At 66.1% G+C, this 26,070-nt stretch carries 22 protein-coding genes; 13 read left to right on the top strand and 9 right to left on the bottom strand.

The genetic code is table 11. The annotated features are described in order from the left end of the window. Positions 1-12 precede the first annotated feature (12 nt). The 13 genes from ACLIIZ_RS04730 (at position 13) to ACLIIZ_RS04670 (ending at position 17,597) form a co-directional block, all read left to right on the top strand. Positions 13-2,367: an acyl-CoA dehydrogenase gene (locus ACLIIZ_RS04730; RefSeq protein WP_416691040.1), complete on the top strand. Its 2,355-nt coding sequence runs from the start codon at positions 13-15 to the stop codon at positions 2,365-2,367. Then, entirely contained in the window at positions 2,364-3,647 is a 1,284-nt protein-coding gene (locus ACLIIZ_RS04725) for an acetyl-CoA C-acetyltransferase (protein WP_416691039.1), read from the top strand. The genes ACLIIZ_RS04730 and ACLIIZ_RS04725 overlap by 4 nt, the downstream gene beginning before the upstream one ends. A 2-nt stretch (positions 3,648-3,649) precedes the next feature. Next, positions 3,650-5,554 (top strand): 3-hydroxyacyl-CoA dehydrogenase NAD-binding domain-containing protein, encoded by a 1,905-nt coding sequence (locus tag ACLIIZ_RS04720; RefSeq protein ID WP_416691038.1) that lies wholly within the window; start codon positions 3,650-3,652, stop codon positions 5,552-5,554. A gap of 133 nt (positions 5,555-5,687) precedes the next feature. Then, the gene (locus ACLIIZ_RS04715) at positions 5,688-6,920 is read left to right on the top strand and encodes an OmpP1/FadL family transporter (protein ID WP_416691037.1); all 1,233 of its coding nucleotides are present in this window, start codon (positions 5,688-5,690) and stop codon (positions 6,918-6,920) included. Positions 6,921-7,077: 157 nt separating this feature from the next. Beyond that, the gene (locus ACLIIZ_RS04710) at positions 7,078-9,477 is read left to right on the top strand and encodes a 3-hydroxyacyl-CoA dehydrogenase/enoyl-CoA hydratase family protein (RefSeq protein WP_416691036.1); all 2,400 of its coding nucleotides are present in this window, start codon (positions 7,078-7,080) and stop codon (positions 9,475-9,477) included. Between the two features lie 22 nt (positions 9,478-9,499). Beyond that, positions 9,500-10,696, top strand: coding sequence for an acetyl-CoA C-acyltransferase (locus ACLIIZ_RS04705; RefSeq protein WP_416691035.1), 1,197 nt, complete (start codon positions 9,500-9,502; stop codon positions 10,694-10,696). Between the two features lie 29 nt (positions 10,697-10,725). Beyond that, entirely contained in the window at positions 10,726-11,319 is a 594-nt protein-coding gene (locus ACLIIZ_RS04700; RefSeq protein ID WP_416691034.1) for a DUF4442 domain-containing protein, read from the top strand. Then, on the top strand, positions 11,237-11,809 hold the full coding sequence (locus ACLIIZ_RS04695) for a chalcone isomerase family protein (RefSeq protein WP_416691094.1): 573 nt from the start codon (positions 11,237-11,239) through the stop codon (positions 11,807-11,809). Before ACLIIZ_RS04700 ends, ACLIIZ_RS04695 begins: the two co-directional genes overlap by 83 nt. 37 nt (positions 11,810-11,846) lie before the next feature. Then, on the top strand, positions 11,847-13,505 hold the full coding sequence (locus ACLIIZ_RS04690) for a long-chain-fatty-acid--CoA ligase (RefSeq protein ID WP_416691033.1): 1,659 nt from the start codon (positions 11,847-11,849) through the stop codon (positions 13,503-13,505). Between the two features lies 1 nt (position 13,506). Next, positions 13,507-14,460: an NAD(P)H-dependent flavin oxidoreductase gene (locus ACLIIZ_RS04685; RefSeq protein WP_416691032.1), complete on the top strand. Its 954-nt coding sequence runs from the start codon at positions 13,507-13,509 to the stop codon at positions 14,458-14,460. Positions 14,461-14,488: 28 nt separating this feature from the next. Then, positions 14,489-16,291: an acyl-CoA dehydrogenase gene (locus ACLIIZ_RS04680; RefSeq protein WP_416691031.1), complete on the top strand. Its 1,803-nt coding sequence runs from the start codon at positions 14,489-14,491 to the stop codon at positions 16,289-16,291. 71 nt (positions 16,292-16,362) lie between these two features. Next, positions 16,363-17,184: a crotonase/enoyl-CoA hydratase family protein gene (locus ACLIIZ_RS04675; protein ID WP_416691030.1), complete on the top strand. Its 822-nt coding sequence runs from the start codon at positions 16,363-16,365 to the stop codon at positions 17,182-17,184. Between the two features lie 59 nt (positions 17,185-17,243). Then, positions 17,244-17,597: a hypothetical protein gene (locus tag ACLIIZ_RS04670; protein WP_416691029.1), complete on the top strand. Its 354-nt coding sequence runs from the start codon at positions 17,244-17,246 to the stop codon at positions 17,595-17,597. A 154-nt stretch (positions 17,598-17,751) separates the two neighbouring features. Here ACLIIZ_RS04670 and ACLIIZ_RS04665 read toward each other — a convergent pair whose 3' ends face one another. The 9 genes from ACLIIZ_RS04665 to napG form a co-directional block, all read right to left on the bottom strand. Next, positions 17,752-18,459, bottom strand: a complete 708-nt coding sequence (locus ACLIIZ_RS04665; RefSeq protein WP_416691028.1) for a hypothetical protein — start codon at positions 18,457-18,459, stop codon at positions 17,752-17,754. Beyond that, positions 18,459-19,652, bottom strand: coding sequence for an acetylornithine transaminase (locus ACLIIZ_RS04660; RefSeq protein ID WP_416691027.1), 1,194 nt, complete (start codon positions 19,650-19,652; stop codon positions 18,459-18,461). Before ACLIIZ_RS04660 ends, ACLIIZ_RS04665 begins: the two co-directional genes overlap by 1 nt. Before the next feature lie 264 nt (positions 19,653-19,916). Then, on the bottom strand, positions 19,917-20,489 hold the full coding sequence (locus tag ACLIIZ_RS04655) for a mechanosensitive ion channel domain-containing protein (RefSeq protein WP_416691026.1): 573 nt from the start codon (positions 20,487-20,489) through the stop codon (positions 19,917-19,919). A 108-nt stretch (positions 20,490-20,597) separates the two neighbouring features. Further along, positions 20,598-21,251, bottom strand: coding sequence for a two-component system response regulator NarL (narL, locus tag ACLIIZ_RS04650; RefSeq protein ID WP_416691025.1), 654 nt, complete (start codon positions 21,249-21,251; stop codon positions 20,598-20,600). Further along, a complete protein-coding gene (locus ACLIIZ_RS04645) occupies positions 21,248-23,113 on the bottom strand; it encodes a histidine kinase (protein WP_416691024.1) in 1,866 nt (621 codons plus the stop codon). Before ACLIIZ_RS04645 ends, narL begins: the two co-directional genes overlap by 4 nt. Before the next feature lie 98 nt (positions 23,114-23,211). Continuing rightward, complete coding sequence (locus tag ACLIIZ_RS04640; RefSeq protein WP_374327931.1) at positions 23,212-23,835, bottom strand: NapC/NirT family cytochrome c; 624 nt, start codon at positions 23,833-23,835, stop codon at positions 23,212-23,214. Between the two features lie 70 nt (positions 23,836-23,905). After that, the gene (locus ACLIIZ_RS04635; protein WP_416691023.1) at positions 23,906-24,364 is read right to left on the bottom strand and encodes a nitrate reductase cytochrome c-type subunit; all 459 of its coding nucleotides are present in this window, start codon (positions 24,362-24,364) and stop codon (positions 23,906-23,908) included. Then, positions 24,361-25,236, bottom strand: a complete 876-nt coding sequence (napH, locus tag ACLIIZ_RS04630) for a quinol dehydrogenase ferredoxin subunit NapH (protein WP_416691022.1) — start codon at positions 25,234-25,236, stop codon at positions 24,361-24,363. Before napH ends, ACLIIZ_RS04635 begins: the two co-directional genes overlap by 4 nt. Beyond that, a complete protein-coding gene (napG, locus tag ACLIIZ_RS04625) occupies positions 25,233-26,051 on the bottom strand; it encodes a ferredoxin-type protein NapG (protein WP_416691021.1) in 819 nt (272 codons plus the stop codon). Before napG ends, napH begins: the two co-directional genes overlap by 4 nt. Positions 26,052-26,070 lie beyond the last annotated feature (19 nt).

Genomic DNA, 26,070 nt, shown 5'->3' with positions numbered 1-26,070 from the left:
AAGGAGACACGCATGTTCGAAAACCCCATCCCTCTGCTCGGGGTGCTAGCCCTGGTGGCTTTGGCCGGGCTGCTCACGGTGCGCCCGCTGCGGCGCGCCGTGCTCACCCGGCCGGTTTTTTCCGCCTACCGCAAGGTCCTGCCGCAGATGTCCGATACCGAGCGCGAGGCGCTCGAAGCCGGCACCGTCTGGTGGGAGGGCGAGCTGTTCCGCGGCCGGCCCGACTGGCAGAAACTGCACGCCTACCCGGTGCCCAAGCTCACCGCCGAGGAGCAATCCTTCCTCGATAACGAATGCGCGGAAGCCTGCCGCCTGGTCGACGACTGGAAAGTCACCCACGAACTCTATGACCTGCCGAACGAAGCCTGGCGCTATATCAAGGACAAGGGCTTCCTCGGCATGATCATCCCGAAGAAGTACGGCGGCCTGGAGTTCTCGGCCTACGCCCATTCGCAGGTGGTGACCAAGCTGTCGACGCGCTCTTCCGCGCTGTCGGTGTCGGTGATGGTGCCGAACTCGCTAGGTCCCGCCGAACTGCTGCTGCACTACGGCACCGAGGAACAGAAAAACCACTACCTGCCGCGCCTGGCCAAGGGCATCGAGGTGCCGGCCTTCGCGCTGACCAGCCCGTGGGCGGGGTCGGATGCGGCGTCGATCCCGGATTCCGGCGTGGTCTGCAAGGGCATCTATCAGGGCAAGGAAGTGCTCGGCATGCGCGTCTCCTGGGACAAGCGCTACATCACGCTGGCGCCGGTGTGCACGGTGTTCGGCCTGGCTTTCCATCTTTACGATCCGGACGGCCTGCTCGGCGACAAGAAGCATATCGGCATCACCTGCGCGCTGGTGCCCTACGACCATCCGGGCGTCGATACCGGCCGCCGCCACTTCCCGCTCAACGCGATGTTCATGAACGGCCCGACGCGCGGCAAGGAAGTCTTCATGCCGCTCGACTTCATCATCGGCGGCCCGGCGATGGCCGGCCAGGGCTGGCGCATGCTGATGGAGTGCCTGGCTGCCGGGCGCTCGATTTCGTTGCCCTCGTCGAACACCGGCATGGCGCAGATGACGGCGCGCGCCGTCGGCGGCTACGCCCGGGTGCGTTCGCAATTCAAGATGGCGGTCGGCAAGTTCGAAGGCGTCGAGGAAGCGCTGACCCGCATCGGCGCCTACACCTACCTGATGGACGCGGTGCGCAAGATGACCGCCGGTGCCATCGACCTTGGCGAGAAGCCGTCGGTAGTCTCCGCGATCGCCAAGTACCACGTCACCGAACGCGCCCGCCAGGTGGTCAATGACGGCATGGACGTCATCGGCGGCAAGGGCATCTGCCTTGGCCCGTCGAATTTCCTCGGCCGTGCCTACCAGCAGATTCCGGTGGCGATCACTGTCGAAGGCGCCAACATCCTGACCCGCTCGCTGATCATCTTCGGCCAGGGGGCAATCCGCTGCCATCCCTACCTGCTGCCGGAAATGCGCGCCGCGCAGAACCCGGATGCCCGCCAGGGGCTGGTTGATTTCGACCGGGCGCTGTTCGGCCACATCGGCTTCACCATGAAGAACGGCTGGCGCGCTTTCCGCCAGGGGCTGACCGGCTCGCACTTCGTCACGGTCAACACCGACGTGGCGCCGGAGATGCGGCGCTACTACCAGCAATTGACGCGTTTTTCGGCGGCTTTTGCCTTCCTCTCCGACGTCTCGCTGCTGGTCCTCGGCGGCAGCGTCAAGCGCCGCGAAAAGCTCTCCGCGCGCCTCGGCGACATCCTGGCGCAGATGTACCTGATTTCCTGCACCCTCAAGCGTTACGAGGCCGAAGGCCGCAGGAAGGAAGACGCGCCGCTCGCCCACTGGGCGATCTGGGACGCGATGTACAAGGCGCAACAGGCTTTCGACGGCGTCATCGCCAACTTCCCGGTGCGCTTCATCGCCGCCGTCGTCAATCGCATCATCTTCCCCTGGGGCCATCCCTATGTCGTGCCCTCGGACGAGGTCGGCCACCAGGTGGCGAAGGCGCTGATCGCGCCGTCGGCAACGCGCGACCGGCTGACCGCCGAATGCTACCTGCCGCTGCAGGAAAACGAACCGGTCGGCGCCATCGAACTGGCGCTCAAGGCGACGCTGGAAGCCGAGCAGATCGAGGCGAAGATCCGCGCCGCCGAGAAGGACGGCCGCTTCGACGGCAATCCGCGCGCCAATGTGCGCGACATCGCCGTCGTCGCTTTCGAGGCCGGCGTCATCAACGCCGCCGAGTACGAAGTGATGAAGCGGCGCAACCACCTGCGCGACATCGTCGTCCGCGTCGATGACTTCCCCTTCGATTACGGCGTGGCGACGGCCAACAAGCCGGCCGACAACCGGATGGCGGCATGAACAAGACGATCTACGTGGTGGACGGCGCCCGCACGCCGTTTTTGAAAGCGCAGAAAGGTCCCGGGCCATTCGCCGCCTCCGATCTGGCGACGCAGGCCGGCCGCGCCTTGCTGCTGCGCCAGCCCTTCCTGCCGTCCGATCTCGACGAAGTCATCCTCGGCTGCGCAGCGCCGTCGCCGGACGAGACCAACATCGGCCGCATGGTCGCGCTGCGCCTGGGTTGCGGCAAGAAAGTGCCGGGCTGGACGGTGATGCGTAACTGCGCGTCCGGCATGCAGGCCATCGACTCGGCCATCGCCAACATCCAGCTCGGTCGTTCGCAACTGGTGCTGGCCGGCGGTGTCGATGCGCTGTCGCGGGCGCCGCTGCTTTATTCGGACACGATGGTGCGCTGGTTCGCCGGCATGATGGCGATGCGCACGCTCGGCCAGAAGGTCGGCCATTTCCTCAAGCTGCGCCCGGCCGCCTTGCTGACCCCGGTGATCGGCCTGATGAAAGGGTTGACCGACCCGGTCGTCGGCCTGCTCATGGGCCAGACCGCCGAGAATCTGGCCTGGAAGTTCGGCATCAGCCGCCAGCAGATGGACGAGTTCGCCGTGCGCAGCCACCAGCGCGCCTTTGCTGCGCGGCAGGCCGGGCATCTGGAAGAAATCGTGCCGCTGGTCGATGGCGACGGCAAGGTCTACGCCGAGGACGACGGTGTGCGGCCCGATGCCGACCTCGCCAGCATGGCCAAGCCCAAGCCCTTCTTCGACAAGAAATACGGCAACATCACCGCCGCCAACAGCTCGCAGATTACCGACGGCGCTGCCTGGGTGCTGCTGGCTTCCGAGGAGGCCGTTCAGAAATGGGGGCTGCAGCCGATCGGCAGGATCGTCGATAGTCAGTGGTCCGGGCTAGAGCCCGAGCAGATGGGGCTCGGGCCGGTGCATGCGTCGACGCCGATCCTGCAACGCCAAGGCCTGCAACTGGCCGACATCGATTACTGGGAACTCAACGAAGCCTTCGCCGCACAGGTGCTCGGCTGCCAGGCCGCCTGGCAGGACGACGCCTATTGCCGCGAACAACTGGACCTGCCCGGCGCCTTCGGCAAGATTGCCGACGACCGGCTCAACGTCGACGGCGGTGCGGTGGCTATCGGCCACCCGGTCGGCGCTTCGGGCGCGCGCATTGTCCTGCACCTGCTTCATGTACTGCGGCGGAATCAGGCCAAACGCGGCGTGGCGACCATCTGCATCGGTGGCGGCCTGGGTGGCGCCATGCTCGTGGAGGCCTGCTGACCATGAAACACTGGCAACTCAACAAGGAAGAGAGCGGCATCGTCGTCGCCGTGCTTGATCGGGCTGGCGAAAGTACCAACGCGCTGTCGGCCGAAGTGATGGCCGAATTCGCGCAGGTCCTCGACCAGCTCGACCTCTATCCGCCCACGGGGCTGATCATCCGCTCAGGCAAGACGGCCGGCTTCATCGCCGGCGCCGACATCGGCGAATTTTCGCAGCTCGATACCCCGGAAAAGGGTCGGGCGCTGGTGGCGCGCGGCTGGGACCTGTTCAACCGCCTCGCCGCGCTGCCGTACCCGACGCTGGCGCTGGTCCGTGGCCACTGCCTGGGCGGCGGCCTCGAACTGGCGCTGGCCTGCCGCTACCTGCTGGCGGTCGACGAGCCGGGCACGAAAATGGCGCTGCCGGAAGTCATGCTCGGCATCTTCCCCGGCTGGGGCGGCATGCTGCGCCTGCCGCAACGTGTCGGCCCGGCAGCGGCGCTGGACATGATGCTGACCGGCAAGGGCATCGACGCCAAACGGGCGAAGAAGATGGGCCTGGCCGACGACTGCGTGCCGCCGCGCGTCATGGAAATGGCGGCACGGCAACTGCTGCTCTCCAAGCAGCCGCGCCGGCCGTTGCCCTTCGTCCAGAAACTGCTGGCCGGGCTGCTGAAAGGCGTCGTCGCCAACGGCGCGCGCAAGCAGGTGGCGAAGAAGGCGCGGCCGGAGCATTACCCGGCGCCCTACGCGATCATCGACCTGTGGCAGCAGCACGGCGGCAATGCGCTGGCGGCGCCGGAGGTGGTTGATCGCATCATTGCCTCGCCGACGGCCAAGAACCTGCTGCGCGTCTTCCGATTGCAGGAGCGGTTGAAGGGCTTCGGCAAGGACAGCGAGTTTGTCGCGCAGCACGTGCATGTGATCGGCGCCGGCGTCATGGGCGGCGACATCGCCGCCTGGTGCGCGCTGCGCGGTCTGACGGTGACGCTGCAGGACCAGAATCTGGAACGCATCGCGCCGGCCATCAAGCGGGCCGACGCGCTGTTCAGGAAGAAGCTGCGCGAACCGCTGAAAGTGCGCGCCGCCTTCGACCGCCTGATTCCCGATCTGGCCGGCGCCGGCGTTGCGCGGGCCGATGTGGTGATCGAAGCCATCTTCGAGAACGTCGAAGCCAAGCACGCGCTGTTCAAGTCGCTGGAGCCGAGGATGAAGCCGGATGCCATCCTGGCCAGCAACACCTCCAGCCTCAAGCTCGAAGATCTGCGCACGGTGCTGGCGCGGCCGGAGCGCCTGGTCGGCATCCACTTCTTCAACCCGGTGGCGATGATGCCGCTGGTCGAGGTCGTTGAAGCCGCCGGTGCCGATCCAGCCGCCGTGCGTGCTGCCTGCGCCTTCGTCAAACAGATCGACAAGCTGCCGTTGCCGGTGAAGAGCGCGCCGGGCTTCCTGGTCAACGCCGTGCTGGCGCCCTACATGCTGGCTGCCATGCGTGCGGTCGACGAGGGCGTCGCGCCGGAAACGGTGGACGAGGCCATGCTCGCCTTCGGCATGCCGATGGGGCCGATCGAGCTGGCCGACACCGTCGGCCTCGACATCGCCATGGCCGCCGGCAAACAACTCGCCGATGGCGCCGTAGCGCCGCGCTGCCTGACGCAGCGGGTGGAGCAGGGGCAGCTGGGTAAAAAGAGTGGCCAGGGTTTCTACACCTGGACGCAGGGCAAGCCGCAGAAAGGCAGTGCCGCGACAGCGCCGGAAGGTCTCGCGGCACGCCTGGTGCAGCCCTTGATCGAACGTACGCAAGGTCTGGTTGCCGACAACATCGTCGCCGACGCCGAGCTGGCCGACGCCGGCGTGATCTTCGGCACCGGTTTCGCACCGTTCACCGGTGGGCCGCTGCATTACCGGGAGGCGATGCAATCTTGAAATAGTGTTGTTTATTCCCAACGAACGTTTGATTTTTCGTCGTTAAAACGAGGTTTCAAACGCTGTATGGGGATTTAATCGTAGTGCAAACGGGCATTTGCCCATCATAAGCAAAACCACAGGAGACAAACCAATGCATACTCGCCTCGCCCCGCGCCTGATCCCGGCGTTGATCGCCTTGAGCTTTTCCGGTTCGGCCGCCGCCGCCGGTTTCCAGTTGATCGAACAGAACGCCAGCGGGATCGGTAACGCCTACGCCGGTTCGGCCGCCGTTGCCGAGAACGCCAGCACCATCTTCTACAACCCCGCCGGCATGACCCAACTGCAGGCGCGCGAATTCTCGGTCGGTCTGTCGCTGGTCCGGCCGAGCTTCAACTTCAGCAACAAGGGCTCGGTCGTTCCCGCTCTCGGTCCGGTGTCGCTTTCCGGCGATGGTGGCGACGGCGGTAGCTGGGCAGCGCTGCCGAATGCCTACATGTCCTGGGCGCTGAACAAGGATGTCTATCTCGGTGTCGGTCTGGGTGCGCCCTTCGGCCTGATGACCGAGTACGACAAGAACTGGCTGGGGGCGGCGCACTCGATCAAGTTCGACATCAAGACCTACAACATCAATCCGTCGATCGCCTGGCGCGTCAACGACAAGGTTTCGCTCGGTGCCGGCATCAACTACATGCTGATGGATGTCGAGTACATCAAGCGTGCCGGAGCGGCCACCGTCGCGCCGATAGCCAAGCTGCAGGCGGACGACACGGGTTGGGGCTGGAACATCGGCGCCTTGTTCACGCTGTCCGAGTCGACCAAGCTGGGTCTCTCCTATCGTTCCAAGGTCAAGCAGAAGCTGGACGGCGACCTGACCGTCGTCGGCGTGACCCAGGTCGATGCCCAGGCCAAGCTGGAATTGCCGGATACCGCCATCGTCAGCCTGACGCACAAGCTGAACGACAAGTGGGAACTGCTCGGCGACGTGTCGTGGACCGGCTGGAGCAGCATCCCGAAAGTCGTGATCACCAATGCGCTGGGCAACCAGACGCTCGACACCAAGTTCGACGATAGCTGGCGCGTCGCGCTCGGCGCCAACTATGCACTGAATCCGACGACCAAGCTGAAATTCGGCGTCGCCTACGACCAGACGCCGGTGCCGGATGCCGAACATCGCCTGGTTTCGTTGCCCGACAACGACCGCCTGTGGCTGTCGCTCGGTGCGCAATGGAAGCCGAGCAAGGCAACGACGGTCGATCTCGGTGCCTCCTATCTCTTCGTCAAGGATACCAAGATCAACAACAACGGTGGCGCCAGCGGTCTGATCCGCGGCGACTACGACAGCGATGTCTGGATCCTCGGCGGGCAGTTCTCGATGGCTTTCTGAGGCTACGTGAGCACAATGGAAAATCCCCGGGCATGTCCCGGGGATTTTTTTTACAGTTTTTCCGCGCCAAGGCATTGACCGTCAGGCTTCGATGTCTATAATTCAAACGTTCGTTTTATTTTTACGACAACGATAAGACCACGAAAGGAGACAAGCTTTGAACAAGCTGATCGTCAAGAAAGCTGCCGTGCTCGGCGCCGGGGTGATGGGGGCGCAGATAGCGGCCCACCTCGCCAACGCCGGCGTGCCGGTCGTGCTGTTCGATCTGGCCGCCAAGGAAGGCCCGAAGAACGGCATCGTCAACAAGGCGCTCGATGGCCTGAAGAAACTCGATCCGGCGCCGCTGGCCAGCCGCGACAAGCTGCAACTGATCGAAGCCGCCAACTACGACGAGCACCTGCCGCTGCTCGCCGGCTGCGATCTGGTGATCGAGGCCATCGCCGAGCGCATGGACTGGAAGAACGACCTCTACGCGAAGATCGCACCGCACCTGTCGGCCACCGCCATCGTCGCTTCCAATACCTCCGGCCTGTCGATGGCGGCCCTGGCGCAGGGGTTGCCGGAAAATGTTCAGCCGCGCTTCTGCGGCATCCATTTCTTCAACCCGCCGCGTTACATGCATCTGGTCGAAGTGATCGCCACGCCAGGCACCGACGCCGCCACCCTCGACGCGTTGGAAACCTGGCTGACTTCGCGCCTGGGCAAGGGCGTCATCCGCGCGCTCGACACGCCGAACTTCGTCGCCAACCGCATCGGCGTCTTTTCCATCCTGGCCGTCATGCATCACACGCAGGCCTTCGGCCTCGGTTTCGACGAAGTCGACGCGCTGACCGGCCCGAAGATCGGCCGCCCGAAGAGCGCCACCTACCGCACCGCCGACGTCGTCGGCCTCGACACCCTGGCGCATGTGGTCAAGACCATGCAGGACACGCTGCCGGACGATCCGTGGCACGCCCACTTCGTCACGCCGGCCTGGCTGCAAGCCTTGATCGCCCAGGGCGCCCTCGGCCAGAAAACGCGCTGCGGTATCTTCCGCAAGCAGGGCAAGGAAATCCAGGTGCTCGACCTGGCCGCGCGCGATTACCGGACCTCGGCCGGCGAGATTGCCGAAGAAGTTGCCGCCATCCTGAAACTGCGCAATCCGGCCGAGCAGTTTGCCGCGTTGCGCGCCAGTGCCCATCCGCAGGCGCAATTCCTGTGGGCGATCTTCCGCGATGTCTTCCACTACTGCGCGGTGCAACTGGAAAATGTCGCCGACAACGCGCGCGACCTCGATCTCGCCATGCGCTGGGGCTTCGGCTGGACGCAAGGCCCGTTCGAGACCTGGCAGGCCGCCGGCTGGGCGGAGATCGCCGAAGCCGTTGCCGCCGACATCGCCGCCGGCCAGACCATGGCCGCCGTGCCGTTGCCGGCCTGGGTGACCGAAAGCGGGCGTGCCGGCGTGCATACGCCTTTCGGTTCTTGGTCGGCGCGCGGCAAGCGTTACGTCGGTCGTTCTTCCTTGCCGGTCTACCAGCGCCAGTTGTTCCCGGAAAGCGTGCTCGGCGAAGGGGCGTCGCGTCCGGAAAAATCCGGCGAAACGCTGTTCGAGAACGACGGCGTCCGCCTCTGGTGCCTGCCGGCGGTGGATGCCGGGATCGGCATCCTGTCGTTCAAGTCGAAGATGCACACGATCGGCGACGAAGTGCTCGACGGCGTCATTGCCGCCGTCCGCCAGGCGGAAACGACGCTCGACGGCGTCGTCGTCTGGCACGAGGCGCCGTTCGCCGTCGGCGCCAACCTGGCGCAAGTCAGCGAGGCGATTGCCGCCGGCCAGTTCGACGTGCTGGAAAAGACCGTCGAGAAATTCCAGCGCGCCTCGCAGACGCTGAAGTACGCGCAGGTGCCGGTGGTCGCTGCGGTGCAGGGCATGGCCCTGGGCGGCGGCTGCGAGTTCGTCATGCACGCGGCGAAGCGGGTCATGGCGCTGGAAAGCTATGTCGGCCTGGTCGAGGCCGGCGTCGGGCTGATTCCGGCCGGCGGCGGCTGCAAGGAATTTGCCGTGCGCGCCGCGCAGTGGGCGGCGCAATCGGCAACGCCGACCGAGCTGTTCAATTTCTTGCAGCCGGTGTTCACCACCATCGCCATGGCCAAGGTCGCCAAGAGCGCCCAGGAAGTCATCGATTTCGGTTTCGCCCGGCCCACCGACAGCATCCTTTTCAACGCCCACGAACTGCTCTGGGTGGCGATCCGCGAAGCGCGCGCGCTGGCCGACGCCGGCTACGCGCCGCCGCCGATGGCGCGTGACATCCCGGTCGCCGGACGCACCGGCATCGCCACCTTCGAGATGATGCTGGTCAACATGAAGGAGGGCGGCATGATCTCGGCGCACGACTACAAGGTTGCCCGTTCCGCCGCCGTCGCCTTGTGCGGTGGCGAGATCGAGGGCGGCAGCAGGGTCGACGAGGAATGGCTGATCACCGTCGAACGCCGCCTGTTCGTCGATCTGCTGAAGGACCCCATGACCCAGGCCCGGATCAAGCACATGCTGGAAACCGGCAAGCCGCTCCGTAACTGAGACGGCAAGGAGACAAAGACAAATGAGCAAACAAATTCAGGACGCCTACATCGTTGCCGCCACCCGCTTGCCGGTGGCCAAGAAGAACGGCATGTTCAGGAACGTGCGGCCGGACGACATGCTGGCCGCCGTCATCAAGGCGGTCGTCGCCCAGGTGCCGGGCATCGACCCGGCGCGCATCGGCGACGTCATCGTCGGCTGCGCCATGCCGGAAGCCGAGCAGGGCATGAACGTCGCACGCATCGGCGCGCTGCTCGCCGGCCTGCCGATCACCGTGCCGGGCATCACGATCAACCGCTTCTGTTCGTCCGGCGTGCAGGCGGTGGCCGATGCCGCCAACCAGATCCGCCTCGGCCTGGCCGACGTGATGATCGCCGCCGGCACCGAGTCGATGAGCATCATGCCGCAGATCATGGGTAACAAGATGGCGATGAACCCGGCCGTCTTCACCGACGAGAACGTCGGCATCGCCTACGGCATGGGGCTGACCGCCGAAAAGGTGGCGAACCAGTGGAAGATCGGCCGCGAGGCGCAGGATGCCTTCGCTGCCGAATCGCACAAGAAGGCCTGCGCGGCGATTGCCGCCGGCCACTTCAAGGCGGAAATCACGCCCTACGCGATCCACGAATACCTGCCCGACCTGGCGGCGGGCGAAATCCGCGAGCGCCTGCGCGTCGCCGAGAACGACGAAGGTCCGCGCCCGGATTCGAGCGTCGAGCGCCTGGGCAAGCTGAAGCCGGTCTTCCATGCGCGCGGTTCGGTGACCGCCGGCAACTCGTCGCAGATGTCGGACGGCGCCGGCGCGGTGATGCTGGTCTCGGAACAGGTGCTCAAGGAACACAACCTGACCCCGCTCGCCCGCTTTGCCGGTTACGCGGTCGGCGGCGTGGCGCCGGAGATCATGGGCATCGGCCCGGTGGCGGCGATTCCCAAGGTGCTGGCGCAGGTCGGCATCGGCCTCGCCGATCTCGACTGGATCGAACTCAACGAAGCCTTCGCCGCACAGTCGCTGGCGGTGATGCAGGAACTCGGCATCGATCCGGCCAAGGTCAATCCGCTTGGCGGCGCCATCGCCCTTGGTCACCCGCTCGGCGCCACCGGCGCCATCCGCACGGCGACCGTGGTGCACGGCCTGCAGCGCACCGGCGGCAAGTACGGCATGGTGACCATGTGCATCGGCACCGGCATGGGCGCCGCCGGCATCTTCGAGCGCGTCTGAGCGAGCCCCGTGCGCAACGCGGAAAGACCATGAAACCCGCCTGGCTAGCCAAACTTCCGCCGGCCTGGCGGGCGCGCATGGTGCGTCTCGGCTTCAACTTCCATCCGGCCTTTCGCGGTACCGGCGGGCGGGTCGTGCATGTGGCGCGCGATTTGCGCCACATCCGCGTCTGCCTGCCGCTCAACTGGAAGACGAGGAACATCGTCGGCTCGCTCTACGGCGGTTCGCTCTTCGCGATAACCGACGGCGCGCATCCGATGATGCTGATGGCGGCGCTCGGTGAGTCCGTCATCGTCTGGGACAAGGCGGCCAGTATCCGCTACCGCAAGCCGGGTTACAGCACGCTGTACGCCGACTTCGTGATCGACGAGACGGAAGTCGCGTTCATCCGCGCCTGCCTCGCGGAAAACCCGGAGCTTGAGCGGACTTACACGGTCGAACTGAAGGATGCGCACGGCACGGTCCATACCGAGGTCGAGCGCACCGTCTATATCGCCGACAAAAACTACTATCGGAAAAAAACCGGAGGAGACAAAAATGATGGCAATGAAAAGGCTGCGCCTGGGGCTGTTGGTCGCCGCGCTGGCGACGGCGGGCGGGCTGCAGGCGGCGGAAGTCGCTGAGGTGCGGATCGCCGATCAGGTGAAGGTCGGCGACAGCGAACTGGTGCTCAACGGCGCCGGCCTGCGCAGCAAGATGTTCTTCAAGGTCTATGTCGGCGCCTTGTACGTCGGCCAGAAGGCGAGCGACGCGCAGGCGCTGATCGACAGCACGCAGCCGCGCCGCATGCGCCTGCGCATGATGCGCGACGTCGATGCCGACAGCTTCTACGCGGCGCTCGACGAAGGCCTGCGCAACAACCACACGCCGGCCCAGTTTGCCGAGATCAAGGCGCAAGCCGAACAGCTCGGTGCGCTGATGCGGGCCTTCGGCAAGGTGCGCGAAGGCGAGGTGATCGACATCGATTTCACCGCCGACGGCATCGTCCTGACGCGTAACGGCGAAGCCGCCGGCAAGGTCGCCGGAGCGGCTTTCGCCAAGGGTCTGCTGCGGGTCTGGCTGGGCGACAAGCCTGCCGACGCCGGGCTGAAAAAGTCGCTGCTCGGCGGTTGAGACGGCACCAAGAGAATAGGCAAAGGAGGAGCGCATCATGGAAAGAATCTGGTTGCAGAGCTATCCCGAAGGCATCCCGGCCGATATCGACATCGACCACATCCCCTCGCTCGTCGCACTGTTCGAGGACGCCTGCCGCAAGTACGCGGACAAGGTGGCCTACATCAGCATGGGCAAGGAAATGACCTACGGCGAACTGGAGGCGGCAACGCGCGATTTCGCCGGCTGGCTGCAGTCGCTGGGGCTGAAGAAGGGCGAGCGCGTCGCGCTGATGATGCCCAACCTGCTGCAATACCCGGTGGCGCTGTTCGGCACGCTGCGCGCCGGTTGCGTCGTGGTCAATTGCAACCCGCTGTACACGCCGCACGAACTCGAACACCAGTTGAAGGATTCGGGGGCGGTGGCCATCGTCATCGTCGAGAACTTCGCGCACACGCTGCAGCGGGCCATCGCCGGCAGCGCCATCCGCCACATCGTCGTCACGCCGCTCGGCGAGATGCTCGGCGCCAAGGGCATCCTGGTCAATTTCGTCATCCGCCACGTCAAGAAGATGGTGCCGGCCTGGAAACTGCCGGGCAGCATCGGCTTCAAGGCGGCGCTGGCGGCCGGGCGGCGGCAAGGCTACAAGCCGGTGCCGCTCGACCACGACGACATCGCCTTCCTGCAATACACCGGCGGCACCACCGGGGTTTCGAAGGGGGCCATGCTGACCCATGCCAACATCGCCTCCAACGTGACCCAGGCCTACAACTGGATCCGGCCGGTGGTGCATGAAGGCAAGGAATTCATCATCACCGCCTTGCCGCTCTATCACATCTTCGCGCTGACCGCGAACTGCCTGACCTTCCTGATGATCGGCGCGCGCAACCTGCTGATCGCCAACCCGCGCGACATTCCCAACTTCGTCAAGGAATGGGGCAAGTATCCGGTCACCGTCGTCACCGGCGTCAATACCCTGTTCAACGCGCTGCTCAACAACCCGGACTTCGCCAAGCTCGATTTCTCGACGATGAACGTCACGCTGGGCGGCGGCATGGCGGTCCAGGCGCCGGTTGCCGAGCGCTGGCTGAAGGTGGTCGGCGTGCCGCTGCTGCAGGCTTACGGTCTGACCGAGACGAGCCCGGCGGCGACGATCAACCCGCTCGACATGCACGAGTTCAACGGCGCCATCGGCCTGCCGATCTCGTCGACCGAAGTGTCGATCCGCGACGACAGCGGCAAGGAAGTCCCGGTCAAGCAGGTCGGCGAAATCTGCATCCGCGGCCCGCAGGTGATGAAGGGTTACTGGCAGCGCCCGGACGAAACCGAGCACGTCTTCTACCCGGATCGTTTCCTGCGCACCGGCGACATGGGTTATGTCGATCCCCAGGGTTTCGTTTTCCTGGTCGACCGCAAGAAGGACATGATCCTGGTCTCCGGCTTCAACGTCTATCCGAACGAAGTCGAGGAAGCCGTCGCCATGCACCCCGGCGTCATCGACGTCGCCGCCATCGGCGTTGCCGACGAGCATTCCGGCGAGGCGGTGAAGATATTCGTCGTGCGCAAGGACCCCAATCTCACCGAACACGCGCTGATCGAGCACTGCCGTACCCTGCTCACCGGCTACAAGATTCCCAAGCATGTCGAATTCCGCGACGACCTGCCGCGTACCAACGTCGGCAAGATCCTGCGTCGCGCCCTGAAAGAAGGAGCCTGAGTTGCCCATTCCCGATTCCCTGAACAAGAACCTGACGCTGCCGGTCATCTGCGCGCCGATGTTCATCGTCTCCAACCCGGACCTGGTGATCGCCCAGTGCAAGAGCGGCGTCATCGGTTCCTTTCCGGCGCTCAACGCCCGCCCGCAGGAAGTGCTCGACGACTGGCTGCTGCGCATCAAGCGCGAACTGGCCGCCGACCCGCAGGCGGCGCCGTTCGCGGTCAACCAGATCATCCACCCGTCGAACACCCGCCTTGAGCACGACATGGCGTTGTGCGTGCAGCACGAGGTGCCGCTGATCATCACCAGCCTGTCGGCGCCGACGCAGATCGTGCCGCATGTGCATGCCTACGGTGGCAAGGTCTTCCACGACGTGATCAGTGTGCGCCATGCCGAGAAGGCGCTGGAAGCCGGCGTCGACGGCTTGATCCTGGTCTGCGCCGGGGCCGGCGGCCATGCCGGCACGCTCAGCCCGTTCGCGCTGGTCGGCGAAATCCGCAAGTTCTACGACGGTCCGATCGCGCTCTCCGGTTCGATCACCAACGGCTCGGCGGTTCTCGCCGCGCAGGCGATGGGCGCCGACTTCGCCTACATCGGCACGCGCTTCATCGCCACCAGCGAAGCCAACGCGGTCGACGCCTACAAGCAGGCGATCGTCGATTCGGCGGCCAAGGACGTCGTCTATACGCCGTACTTTACCGGCGTCCATGGCAACTACCTGAAGAAGAGCATCGTCGCTGCCGGCCTCGACCCGGACAACCTGCCCGACAAGGACAAGACGGCGATGAATTTCGGCGCCGCCGCCGCGGCCGGGCCGAAGGCCTGGAAGGAAATCTGGGGCGCCGGGCAGGGCGTCGGCACGATCGACCAGGTGCGTCCCGCCGCCGAGGTGATCGCCAGCATGCGCGAGGAATACCGGCGCGCCAAGGCGGCGCTGTGCAGCAATCCATTCTGAACAAGACCATCAAGAGGAGATACAGACAATGAGCGACTACCGCGCCCCGATCAAGGACATGCGCTTCGTCATGGATGAACTGGCCGGCTTCAAGGAACTGAGCAGCCTGCCCGGTCTCGAAGAGGCGACGCCGGACCTGGCCGATGCCATTCTCGACGAAGCGGCGAAGTTTGCCGGCGAAGTCATCGCCCCGCTCAACCGCGTCGGCGACCAGCAGGGCTGCAAGCTCGGCGCCGACGGCGTGAGCACGCCGGCCGGCTGGAAGGAAGCCTACGCCCAGTACCGCGAAGCGGGCTGGAACGGCATCACGCTGCCGCCCGAGTTCGGCGGCCAGGGCCTGCCCGACACGCTCGGCATCGCCGCCAAGGAAATGCTCTGCTCGGCCAACATGGCGTTCAGCCTCGGTCCCTTGCTCACCACCGGCGCCGTCGAAGCGCTGCTCACCTGCGCCAGCGACGAACTGAAGGCGATGTTCCTGGAAAAGATGGTGTCCGGCGAATGGACCGGCACGATGAACCTGACCGAACCGCAGGCCGGCTCCGACCTGGCGCTGATCCGTTCGCGCGCCGAGCCGCAGGGCGACGGCACCTACCGCGTGTTCGGCCAGAAGATCTTCATCACCTACGGCGACCACGACATGACCGACAACATCGTCCATCTCGTGCTCGCCCGGCTGCCCGACGCGCCGGCCGGGGTCAAGGGCATCTCGATGTTCCTGGTCCCCAAGTTCCTGGTCAACGCAGACGGCAGCCTCGGCGCACGCAACGACGCCTGGTGCATCTCGCTCGAACACAAGCTCGGCATCCACGCCAGCCCGACCTGCGTCATGGCCTATGGCGACAAGGGCGAGGGCGCCATCGGCTACCTGCTCGGCGAAGCCAATCGCGGCCTCGAATACATGTTCATCATGATGAACGAAGCCCGCCTCGGCGTTGGCCTGCAAGGCGTCGCCATCGGCGAGCGCGCCTACCAGCAGGCGCTGGCCTACGCCCGCGACCGCAAGCAGGGGCGCGACGCGCTGACCGGCGAAATGCTGGTGAGCATCGACAAACACCCGGACATCCGGCGCATGCTGATGCTGATGAAGTCGCGCGTCGAAGCCGCCCGTGCGCTGACCTACTACACCTCCGGCCTGCTCGACCGCGCCCGCCACCTGGCCGACGCCGAAGAACGCAAGAAGGCGCTGTGGCTGGCCGAATTCATGATCCCCATCGTCAAGGGCGGCGGTACCGAAATGGGCATCGAGGTCACCTCGCTCGGCATCCAGATTCACGGCGGCATGGGCTTCGTCGAAGAAACCGGCGCCGCCCAGCATTTCCGCGACGCCCGCATCACGACGATCTACGAAGGCACCACCGGCATCCAGGCCAACGACCTCCTGTTCCGCAAGCTGATGCGCGACCAGGGCGCCACCGCGAAGCTCGTCTTCGGCGAAATCTACGCCACGGTCAAGACGCTGACCGCGAGCGGCAAGCCGGAACTGGCGGCGATCGCCCAGAAGCTCGGCATCGCGCTGAAGATGTGGACCGACACCACCGAATGGCTGGCGGCCAACGCCAAAACCAGTCTCGGCGGTGTGCTGACCGCCGCCGTCCCCTACCTGAGCCTGGCCGTCGTCGTCTGCAACGGCTGGATGATGGCCAAGGCCGCACTGGCCGCCGCCGGCTATCTCGACAAGGGCGAGGGCGACCTGCCGTTCTACCGCGCCAAGCTGGCCAGCGCCCGTTTCTACGCCGACCAGATGCTGCCGCAGGCGATTGCCTTTGCCGAAACGGTCAAGGCCGGCGACGCGGCAATTGCCGGTCTCGGCGACGAACTGTTCGACGCCTGATTCCCCCGCTTATCTCTGCGACCTCGCGTCTTTCGCCCCCGCCCGCCGGGGGCTTTTTTTTGGAGACCATCATGACTTTCCCCGAACTCAGCGCGATCGGACTCGAATTTGCCGACGGCGTGCTGGAGGCGACGCTGAACCGGCCGGACAAGGCCAACGCGCTAGACGACGCGCTGTGGCAGGAACTGCGCAGCCTCTTCGACTGGGCCGACGCGACGCCGGCGGTGCGCGTCGTCATCCTCGCCGGCGCCGGCCGCCACTTCTGCGCCGGCATCGACCTCGCCATGCTGGGCGGCGTCATGGCGCGCATTGCCGACGCCGACGAGGCGCGCAGCCGGGAAGCCTTGCGCCGCCTGATCGTCGACCTGCAGGATTGCCTGACGGCGGCAGAGCGCTGCCGCAAGCCGGTGCTCGCCGCGATCCAGGGCGCCTGCCTGGGCGGCGGTCTCGACCTCGCCTGCTGCTGCGACCTGCGCTACGCCAGCGCCGACGCGCGCTTCGCGGTGCGCGAGATCGACCTCGGCATGGTCGCCGACGTCGGCACCCTGCAGCGGCTGCCGCGCCTGATTCCGCCCGGCATCGCCCGCGAACTCGCTTACACCGGGCGCGAGTTCGCCGCCGACGAGGCGCTGCGCCACGGCTTCGTCAATGCCGTCAGCCCGGATGTCGACCGCCTGCTGGCCGACGTGCGCGAAACTGCCCGCACGATTGCCGGCAAATCGCCGCTCGCCATCCGCGGCAGCAAGGAAGTCCTCAACTACAGCCGCGATCATTCGGTTGCCGACGGCCTCGCTCACGTCGCAACCTGGAACGCCGCCATGCTGCTTTCAGCCGACCTGCGCGAGGCCGGCGCGGCGATGCGCGCCGGTCGCCCGCCGCTTTTCGCCGACTGAATGCAGGCGCGGCCAGCGCCTGTTATGCTGACCGGCCGCGCAGCAATCAAGGAGCAAGCATGGCCATCGGCTGGCTGACGATACTTTCCAACGTCCCCTGGTCCGACGTGATCAAGAACGCCCCGGCCGTCGCCGAAGGTGCCAGGAAACTCTGGCAGAAGGTCGGCAGCCGCAGTCCGGCCGCCGCCCCCGGCGCGCCTGTCGCGACCCCGGAAGACCAACTGGCCGCGCTGCAGCTCCGGGTCGACGAAATGCATGCGCAGTTGCAGAACGCCGGCGAGGTGATCCAGTCGCTCGCCGAGCAGAACGCGCAACTGATCGTCCGCGTCGAGAAGACCCGCCGCCGCCTGTGGCTGCTCGCGCTCGCCAACCTCGTCACCGCCGCCGTCGCGCTCGCCGCCTGGCTGCGCTGAGCTCTCTGGCAAAATCCGGATCGGGCATTTCGCCCTCTCCTTGAAGGCAGCAATCGTCAGTTCTTCCGCAGCTTACAACGCGGCGGCGAATTGCCGAGGCGCAACTCAATAGTCGGATTTTCCAGCAGTCCCGCCAGGCGGCAACGGCTTCGAATCACTGCTCGCTGGCGGAGGCTGGCCCAGCTTGCTTCGCCGCGTGAGGCTGATTTTCCATGTTGCCGACGACCGTCAAGTTACGTTTGTGAAGAACTTCGCCAATGCCTGAGAAATACGTGCGTGGATCGGTCGTCTTGTTTTCAAGGAGTGCATAGCCCATGCGCTCAAGCTCGGAAGCAGCGACCCGATTGGCTTGCCATTTGCGCTGGAAATCTCCGCTTGTCGACAGGGTGATCAACAGTGCGGCGCCCACGGAGAGCAGGGCGGCAATATCTTTCTTTGTTTCGCCGTTCCTGATGATCGACTCGAATTTGAGAATGAGCCCGGCAAGGGCACTGCACAGGGCGGCACAGAATGTGAACCCCCAATACACACCACTCCATTTTGCGGCGTTGGACCTGGTTTCGACGTAGTTGTCCAGGATCGCCCGGGCGACGCGGGATTGATCGGTATTCTGCTGGCTGATCAGCGGCTGCAGCGCAGCGGTCAAGGCGTCGGCACGCGGCCAGTTCAGGGCTACAGCCAGGGAAATGGCGGCGATGGTGATGGCGACAAAAAACAGCTTTCGTTTGGAGGCGGCAGTGATCATTGCGGTGTCCTTGATGCCCAATGGTGCCATGGAAAAACGTCTGCTTGAGTCTTGGATCGTGCCGTGAATCATCTGGAATATCAAGGCGCCAGAACACATCGAAGGCAATCGACTCATCACTGCGCCTCCCGGGCATCGGCGATGGCGCGGCGGAGCAGGGCGATGCCTTCGGCGATCTCCGCTTCGCTGGTGTTCAGTGCCGGCATCAGCCGCAGGCAGTGCGCGCGTGGCGCGTTGACCAGCAGGCCGCGGTCGCAGGCGCGGGCGACGATGGCCGGGCCGAGGTCGGCGCGGAGTTCGAGCGCGAGCAGGAAACCTTCACCGCGCACTGCGCCGAGGCCGAGTTCGGCGGACAGCACGCGCAGCGCCTCGGCAAGCTGCTCAGCGCGCTGCCGGCTGGCGGCGAGGAAGCCGTCGGCGAGCAGGGTGTCGAGCACGGCGAGCCCGGCGGCGCAGACCAGCGGGTTGCCGCAGTAGGTGCCGCCCTGGTCGCCAGGGGCGAAGCAGGAGGCGGCGCGGGTGGCGAGCAGGGCCGAGATCGGCAGGCCGCCGCCGAGGCCCTTGCCGAGCGTCATGATGTCCGGCTGGATGCCGTGCGCGCTATGGGCGAAAAGGTGGCCGGTGCGGCCGACGCCGGTCTGCACTTCATCGACGATGAGCAGCAGTTGCCGTTCGTCGCACAACTGCCGCAACTGGCGCAGGAAGTCGCCGCTGGCCGGGATGACGCCGGCCTCGCCCTGGATCGGTTCGAGCATGACGGCGACGGTATTCGGCCCGATCAGCCGCTCGACGGTGGCGATGTCGTTCAGCCGGGCTTTCGGAAAGCCCGCCACCTGCGGCGCGAAGAGAGTGTCCCAGCCGGGTTTGCCGCTCGCCGACATGGTCGCCAGCGTGCGCCCGTGGAAGCCGTCGACGAAGGTGACGATCTCGTGCGCGCCGCCCTTGTGCAACTGCCCCCATTTGCGCGCCAGCTTGATCGCGCCTTCGTTGGCCTCGGCGCCGGAACTGGCGAAGAAGACGTGGTTGAAGCCGCTGTGCGCGGTCAGTTTTTCGGCCAGGCGCATCGCTGGCAGGTTGTGGAAGGCCGGGCCGGGGTTGAGCAGCGTCGCCGCCTGTTGCGCGATGGCATCGACGATCACCTGCGGCGAATGGCCCAGGCAATTGACCGCCCAGCCTTGCATCCAGTCGAGGTAGCGGCGGCCTGCGGCATCGAACAGCCAGGCGCCTTCGCCGCGGACGAAGACGACGTCCGGGCGGGCGGCGATCGGCATCAGGCTGGCGGGAGTGGGAAGGGATGCGGGATGGTTCACGGACGACTCCTTGCGTTGAGAAAAACACGGGGAAAACAAAAAGGCCACGGGGTGAGCCGTGGCCTGGTGCGAGAAAGCGGGAGGTGACGCTAGGGTTGCGTCGGCGCCGTTGCCTGGCGCGCTGCCATCCGCCGTCGCTGCGCGTACGCGCGGCCCGGCTCGCCCGATTGACGTCGGGCGGCGCTGTGGCGTCGGCGGAATGCGTTGGCGGTGAAGTTCATGGGGGCAGTGTCGGCGAGCGGCCGGCCGGCTGTCAAGCGCCGATCAGTCGTGCAGCGACGGCAGCTCGTTGTCGACGATGCGGACCCGCAACAGGCGCTGGAAGAACAGGCTGTTGGGCACCTGCAGCAAGGTCGGTTCGCGGCCGGGTTGGGTTTCGCGGATGGTCGTGTAGATCAGCCGGATGTCCAGGACTTCGCCACCGAGGCCGGGCTTGTCGCCGTTCTCCAGGATCTCGATGTGGTCGTGCAGGCGGAAGGGCCGGGTGGTGTAGATCAGCACCGCGCAGAAGATGTTGGAAAGCACGCTCCAGGCGGCGAAGAAGGCGACCGCGGCGACCGTCGCGAAGCCGGTGATGGCGGTCCACAGCACCGCGCCGGAGACGTTGAAGCGGTCGAGCACGAGCAGGACGACGCCGAAGAAGATGACGATGCTGGCGAAGCGCCGGCCGCCGACGATCAACTCGAGCGGCAGGTTGTGGCTGCGCACCAGGCGGGTGATGATGCGCACGACGAGGCTGCGCAGGAGCAGCGCGGCGGCGACGATGAGGACGATCTGCAGGCCGAGCGTGATGACGTCCAGCCAGGGATGCGCCCAGTCGGGGAGGTAGTCCTTCATGGCGTGGCAGCCGGCTTGCCGGCGTTTTTCGTAGAGGGCATGGCCATTCCAGCGGCGTCGGGAAGACCAATTATCCGGTCAGCCCGGCGGGCGATCAAGGCTGGTCGCTCAGGTGATCTGCTTGTTCACCGCCCACACCGCGGCTTCGACGCGGGAGCGGAACTTGAGTTTCTTCAGCAGGTTGCGGATATGCACCTTGACCGTGCTTTCCATGATGTCGAGTTCGCGGGCGATCAGCTTGTTCGACTTGCCGGCGGCCAGGCAGCGCAGGATTGCCGTTTCGCGCTCGGTCAGGCTGGCCTGACTACGCGTCTCGCCGAGGCTTTCCTGGCGCAGCGCCAGGGTCAGCAGGCCGATCAGCTCCGGGCTGATCGCGTCCTGGCCGTCCATCGCGCTGCGGATCAGGCGCAGCATGTCGTTGGGGTCGGCGTCCTTCAGCACGTAGCCGTCGGAGCCGGCGCGGATGGCGGCGATCAGGTCTTCGGCGGCGTTGGAGACGGTGAGGATGAGGATGCGGGCAGCGATGTCGGCATCGCGCATGGCGCGCAGTGTCTCGATGCCGCTCAGTCCCTTCATGTTGAGGTCGAGCAGGATCAGGTCGGGATCGAGCTGGCGGGCAAGTTCCAGTCCTTCCTCGCCGCTTGCCGCCTCGCCGACGATCTCGAAGCCGGGTTCGAGGCTGAGCAGCTGGCAGACGCCGCGCCGGAACAGCGGGTGGTCGTCGATGACCAGGGTGCGGGTGAGCGGGGCAGTGGCGTTCATCGGTTTTCCTTGGCGCTGAATTGTTCGGGGCGAAAGCCCAGGCAGACGAGGGTGCCGCCTTCCGGCGGGCTGACGACCTCGACGCTGCCGTCGAGAATCTGCGCCCGGTCGCGCATGATGATCAGCCCGTAGTGGTTGCGCGGCGGCGTCTCCGGGTTGAAGCCGCGGCCGTTGTCGCGGACGCAGACGCGGACGCGGCGGTCGTCGTCGAGGCCGATCTCGATGCCGGCGCTGCTCGCCTTGGCGTGCTTCTCGATGTTGGCGAGCGCCTCGCGGATGATGCGGATGACGTGCATCTCCTCGTTGGCAGTGAGGACGATGCCCGACAGCCGGTTGTCGAGGGCGATGGTGAAGCCGCACTTGCGCGAGAATTCCTCGACGGTTTCCTGCAGCGCGGCGCTGAAGCCGCGCTCGTCGAGGCGCAGGCGGAAGGTGGTGATCAGCTCGCGCAGTTCGCGGTAGGCGGCGTTGAGGCCGACCTTCAGCTCCTCGGCGATCGGCGTCGCCTGCGGGTTGTCGCCGAGATGCTTCTCCAGCCGGGTGACCTGGATCTTCAGATAGCTCAGCGACTGGGCGATCGAATCGTGAAGTTCGCGGGCGATCACCGCGCGTTCCTCGAGCACCGCCAGACGGTGGCGTTCCTCGGTGCGCCGCATGTTGACCAAAGCGTTGGAAATCTGCCGGCTGACGGTTTCCAGCGTGCGCAGCTTGTCACGCGGCAGCGGCATGGCGCTGTCGAGCATGACCGGCATCACGCCGTGCAGCGACTCGTCGCCGCCGAGCGGGAAGACGATCATCTGCCGGCCGTCGGCGGTGCGCCCGGTCTGCTGTTCCGGCGCCAGGGTGGCCTGGTGGAAGCAGGTGGCGCAATCGCGTTCGGCGCGCAGCCGGAGGTTTTCGCCGGGGCTCAGGCTGCCGACTACCTGCTGCGCCGGAAACTGGCCGTGTTCGCTGATGCAGATCGCGTTGTGGCCGAGTTCGAGCGCTTCCTCGATTTCGCGCAGCACCTGGTGGATGGTCTCCAGGCCAAGGTCGCCGGAAGACAGCTGCTGGCTGGTCCGGTACAGGAGTTCGAGCGACTGGTTGGTGCGCGTCAGCGCCTCGGTCTTCTGCGCCACCTTGGCTTCGAGCTGGCCGTACATGCTGGCAATCTCGTCCATCATCGCGTTGAAGGCCTGGCCGAGCTGGCCGAGTTCGTCGGGGGCGGTGTGGCGGACCCGGGTGCCGAAGGAACCGGCGGTGACGCTGCGCGCCGCTTTCAGCAGGTCGGCGAGCGGCCGGAAGAGCAGGGTGCGCAGCATCCAGGTGGTGATCAGGCTGACCACCACCATCAGCCCGAGCAGCGCGAACTGCGTGGCGCGCAGCAGGCGGATGCGCTCCTCGAGGTCGAGTTCGATCAGTTGCACGACCTCGTCGATGCGGTTGACGAAACCGGGAATGTCCTGCGCCAGTTGCTGGATCGCTTCCGGGCTGGCGCTGCCTTCCGGCGCGGTGGCGACGCGCGCCAGCGGGCGGATTTCCTCTTCCCAGCGGTGGCGCACCTGCGCCAGCAACTGGTCGAGCGCCGAACCGGTATGGCCGGCGACCGCGCGTTCCAGCGTTTCCAGGCGGCGCTCGAACTGCTCCAGCGTTTGTCCGGCGAACGGCCGGCGGTCGGCCTGCTGCAGTTCGCTGAGCAGGCGGTAGCTGGTCATGCGCAGCGAACCGGAAAGGTTGATCGCGCTTGCCTTGCCGACGCTGCTGTCGGCGATCACCGTCGAAATCAGTACGGAGAGGAAGGAGAGGGTGGCCAGGACGACCATGGCCAGGCCAATGCGGGCCAGGATGGAATGGCGCAGGGTGTTGAGCAGGGCGGGGATCACGGGCGGCGCGGGCGAAGACTCGGGCATCGGGCGGTCCATTATCGAAGATCGGCTGGCCAAAAGCGACAGGGGGGCGCTCCGGCCCCCCGCTGTCCCCGCTATCTGGCCGCGGGCGGCGCTTCCGGCTTGGCCGGTTGCGGCGGATGGAACTGCTCGGGCGTGGCGCCTTCCGCATTGGCTGCGCCGATCGACTGATTAACCTCGGGCAGCGAGTGGGCGATGCCCTTGTGGCAGTCGATGCAGGTCTTGCCCTCGTTGAGTCCGGTCTGGTGCATGCGTGCCGAGCGGCTGCCCTGGACGCCGTAGTCGAAGTACTCGAAATTGTGACAGTTGCGGCATTCGCGCGAGTCGGTCGACTTCATCCGGTCCCATTCATGCTGGGCCAGGGTGAGACGCTTGGCGTTGAACTTCTCCGGCGTGTCGATCGAGCCCAGGACCTTGTGCAGCACTTCGTTCGAGGCCTGGATCTTGCGCCAGATCTTCGGTCCCCATTCCTTCGGCACGTGGCAGTCCGGGCAGGTGGCGCGGACGCCGGAACGGTTCGAGTAATGGACCGTGTTGCGGTACTCCCGATAGACGTTTTCCTCCATCTCGTGACAGGAGATGCAGAAGGCCTCGCGGTTGGTCCATTCCATCGCCGTGTTGAAGGCGCCCCAGAAAACGATGCCGGCGACGAAGATGCCGGCCAGCGCCAGCGGGCCGATCACGTTGACGCGGGCCATCGCCCAGCTGCCGATGGCCTTGAGACGGGATATGAGTGCTTGCATGATGATCTTCCTCCCTGGTCGGCGCTCAGTGGCCGATGCCTTCGGCGGCCTGGAAACGGTTGCCGACCAGCGGCTTGGCGTCGGCCTGCGGGACGTGGCACTGCAGGCAGAAGTAGCGGCGCGGCGAGATGTTGGAGAGTTCCTGGCCGTCGCGCGTCTTGAAGTGGGTCAGCGAGACCTTGGTCGCGCCGGTTTCCTTGTAGCGGGTCCAGGCGTGGCAATCCATGCACTTGTTGAAGTTCTTGGTCACCGTGTAGGTCTCGACCTTGTGCGGGATCAGCGGCGGCTGCTGGACGTAGTTGCGTTCGATCGGCGCCCGGTCCTTCTCGGATTTGAAGGGGTCGGCGGACTCCGTGTCGGCGCCCTGGATCTCGCTGCCGCGCAGCGATTTCAGCTTCGGTTCGGCAACTGCCGAGGTCAGCGAGGTGAGGGCCAGGAAAACCGCCAGGATGGCGGAGGAAAACAGGCGGCTCGTAGTGTTCATGAATCGCTCCTTTGGTCGAACCGATGAGTAAAGTTGAAGACGTTCTTGGCGCAGACGTCGATGCAACGTCCGCAGGCAGTGCAGTCCCGGTCGAGGATCACCGGGGAAACCTGGCCGTCCTGCTTGAGTGCCGGACGGATCACCTGCGGCTCGGGGCAGACGGCGAAACAGTCCATGCAGTCGTTGCAGGCGGCGCGCTGGCTGGCCGCCACGCGGAGCAGCCCCTTGGGCCCGAGCAGGCCGTAGAAGGCGCCCATCGGACAGAGGTGGCCGCACCAGCCGCGGCTGGCGACCAGCAGGTCGTAGAGGAAAACCAGCAGAAGCACGCTCAGGGTCATCGTCATGCCGCCGGCGAGGGCGCCGGCCAGCCCCTGGATCAGGCTGCGCTGCATCAGGTGCACCGGGTTGACGGTTTCCCAGACCAGGCTGCCGCTCAGCGCGGCAAGCCCGAAGACGGCGCCGAGCAGCCAGTAGCGGGTGGCGGCGTCGGGCACACGGCCGGTCTTGATGGCGAGCCGGCGGCGCAGCCAGGCCGCGCTGTCGGTGACTGCGTTGACCGGGCAGACCCAGGCGCAGAAGACGCGACCGCCGATCAGGTTGTAGGCGACGAGAACCAGCGCCGCGCCGAGCAGCCCGCTCAGCGCCGGCATGAAGCCGGCGGCCAGCGACTGCAGCAGGACGAAGGGGTCGCTCAGCGGCAGCAGGTCGAAGGTCAGCGACGAGGCCAGGTTGCCCTTGGCGATCCACAGGCCGAACCACGGCCCGCTGAGGAACAGCGAGAGCACCAGCAACTGGCTGGCGCGGCGCAGCAGCAACCAGCGCTGGGCGGCCCACCAGCCCTTGCTGCGGATGGCTTCGCGACCGGGGGTCATGGTTTCCAATCCGAGTTGAGGCGAGTGTCGCCGGGAGCCTTGTCTTCCAGGCCGCGTACCGGCATCTGCACCTGTTCGCCGATCAGCGATCCGCCGTGGCGCTCCTTCTCTTCCCAGCCCTTGCGGTAATGCTCGGGCAGCGCGCCCTGGGCGAGCGGCCTGGGCAGCACCTTGATCGCCGGCGTCGGCAGCACGCAGGCCTTTTCGCACTTGCCGCAGCCGGTGCAATGATCGGCGTGTACCGTTGGCAAGAGCAGCGCGTGGCGGTCGGAGCGCGGGTTGTGCAGCTTTTCCAAGGTGATCGCCTGGTCGATCACCGGGCAGACCCGGTAACAGACGTCGCAACGCAGGCCCAGGAAGTTGAGGCAGGATTCATGGTCGATCAGCACCGCCAGACCCATCCGGGCGTTGTTGATCTCGGTCAGCCGATGGTCGAGCGCCGACGACGGACAGGCCTTGATGCAGGGAATGTCCTCGCACATCTCGCACGGCACATTACGCGCCGTGAACATCGGCGTGCCGGTGGCCAGGCCGTCGCCCGGCGTGGCCAGGCGCAAGGTGCCATAGGGGCAGGCCTGGACGCACAGCCCGCAACGCAGGCAGGCGCCGGCGAAGTCGGCTTCCGGCAGGGCGCCGGGCGGGCGCAGCGCCTGCGCCGGACGGGCCGCCGCCGGCGGCATGGCGAACAGCGAACCCAGCGCCAGCGCACCGGCGCCGCCCGCCGCGGCGGCGATGCGGTTGAGGAATTTCCGGCGCGCCTGGGAGGCAAGCGCGCCGGTTTCCTTTCTCTGCTGGTGGGTGGGTTCGGGTTTCACGGTGGATTGCCGGTGGCTT

The organism is Azonexus caeni (genome assembly GCF_048146105.1).
Lineage (GTDB): Bacteria > Pseudomonadota > Gammaproteobacteria > Burkholderiales > Rhodocyclaceae > Azonexus > Azonexus aromaticus_B.
The sequence above is the reverse complement of the archived record's forward strand: the minus strand, read 5'-3'. Positions and strand labels throughout refer to the sequence as shown.

Bases quoted from the DNA above. Each gene is read 5' to 3' on its own strand.
- ACLIIZ_RS04730 (WP_416691040.1), top strand. From the start codon at position 13: ATGTTCGAAAACCCCATCCCTCTGCTCGGGGTGCTAGCCCTGGTGGCT.
- ACLIIZ_RS04725 (WP_416691039.1), top strand. From the start codon at position 2,364: ATGAACAAGACGATCTACGTGGTGGACGGCGCCCGCACGCCGTTTTTG.
- ACLIIZ_RS04720 (WP_416691038.1), top strand. From the start codon at position 3,650: ATGAAACACTGGCAACTCAACAAGGAAGAGAGCGGCATCGTCGTCGCC.
- ACLIIZ_RS04715 (WP_416691037.1), top strand. From the start codon at position 5,688: ATGCATACTCGCCTCGCCCCGCGCCTGATCCCGGCGTTGATCGCCTTG.
- ACLIIZ_RS04705 (WP_416691035.1), top strand. From the start codon at position 9,500: ATGAGCAAACAAATTCAGGACGCCTACATCGTTGCCGCCACCCGCTTG.
- ACLIIZ_RS04700 (WP_416691034.1), top strand. From the start codon at position 10,726: ATGAAACCCGCCTGGCTAGCCAAACTTCCGCCGGCCTGGCGGGCGCGC.
- ACLIIZ_RS04695 (WP_416691094.1), top strand. From the start codon at position 11,237: ATGGCAATGAAAAGGCTGCGCCTGGGGCTGTTGGTCGCCGCGCTGGCG.
- ACLIIZ_RS04690 (WP_416691033.1), top strand. From the start codon at position 11,847: ATGGAAAGAATCTGGTTGCAGAGCTATCCCGAAGGCATCCCGGCCGAT.
- ACLIIZ_RS04680 (WP_416691031.1), top strand. From the start codon at position 14,489: ATGAGCGACTACCGCGCCCCGATCAAGGACATGCGCTTCGTCATGGAT.
- ACLIIZ_RS04675 (WP_416691030.1), top strand. From the start codon at position 16,363: ATGACTTTCCCCGAACTCAGCGCGATCGGACTCGAATTTGCCGACGGC.
- ACLIIZ_RS04670 (WP_416691029.1), top strand. From the start codon at position 17,244: ATGGCCATCGGCTGGCTGACGATACTTTCCAACGTCCCCTGGTCCGAC.
- ACLIIZ_RS04665 (WP_416691028.1), bottom strand. From the start codon at position 18,459: ATGAGTCGATTGCCTTCGATGTGTTCTGGCGCCTTGATATTCCAGATG.
- ACLIIZ_RS04655 (WP_416691026.1), bottom strand. From the start codon at position 20,489: ATGAAGGACTACCTCCCCGACTGGGCGCATCCCTGGCTGGACGTCATC.
- narL (WP_416691025.1), bottom strand. From the start codon at position 21,251: ATGAACGCCACTGCCCCGCTCACCCGCACCCTGGTCATCGACGACCAC.
- ACLIIZ_RS04640 (WP_374327931.1), bottom strand. From the start codon at position 23,835: ATGGCCCGCGTCAACGTGATCGGCCCGCTGGCGCTGGCCGGCATCTTC.
- ACLIIZ_RS04635 (WP_416691023.1), bottom strand. From the start codon at position 24,364: ATGAACACTACGAGCCGCCTGTTTTCCTCCGCCATCCTGGCGGTTTTC.
- napH (WP_416691022.1), bottom strand. From the start codon at position 25,236: ATGACCCCCGGTCGCGAAGCCATCCGCAGCAAGGGCTGGTGGGCCGCC.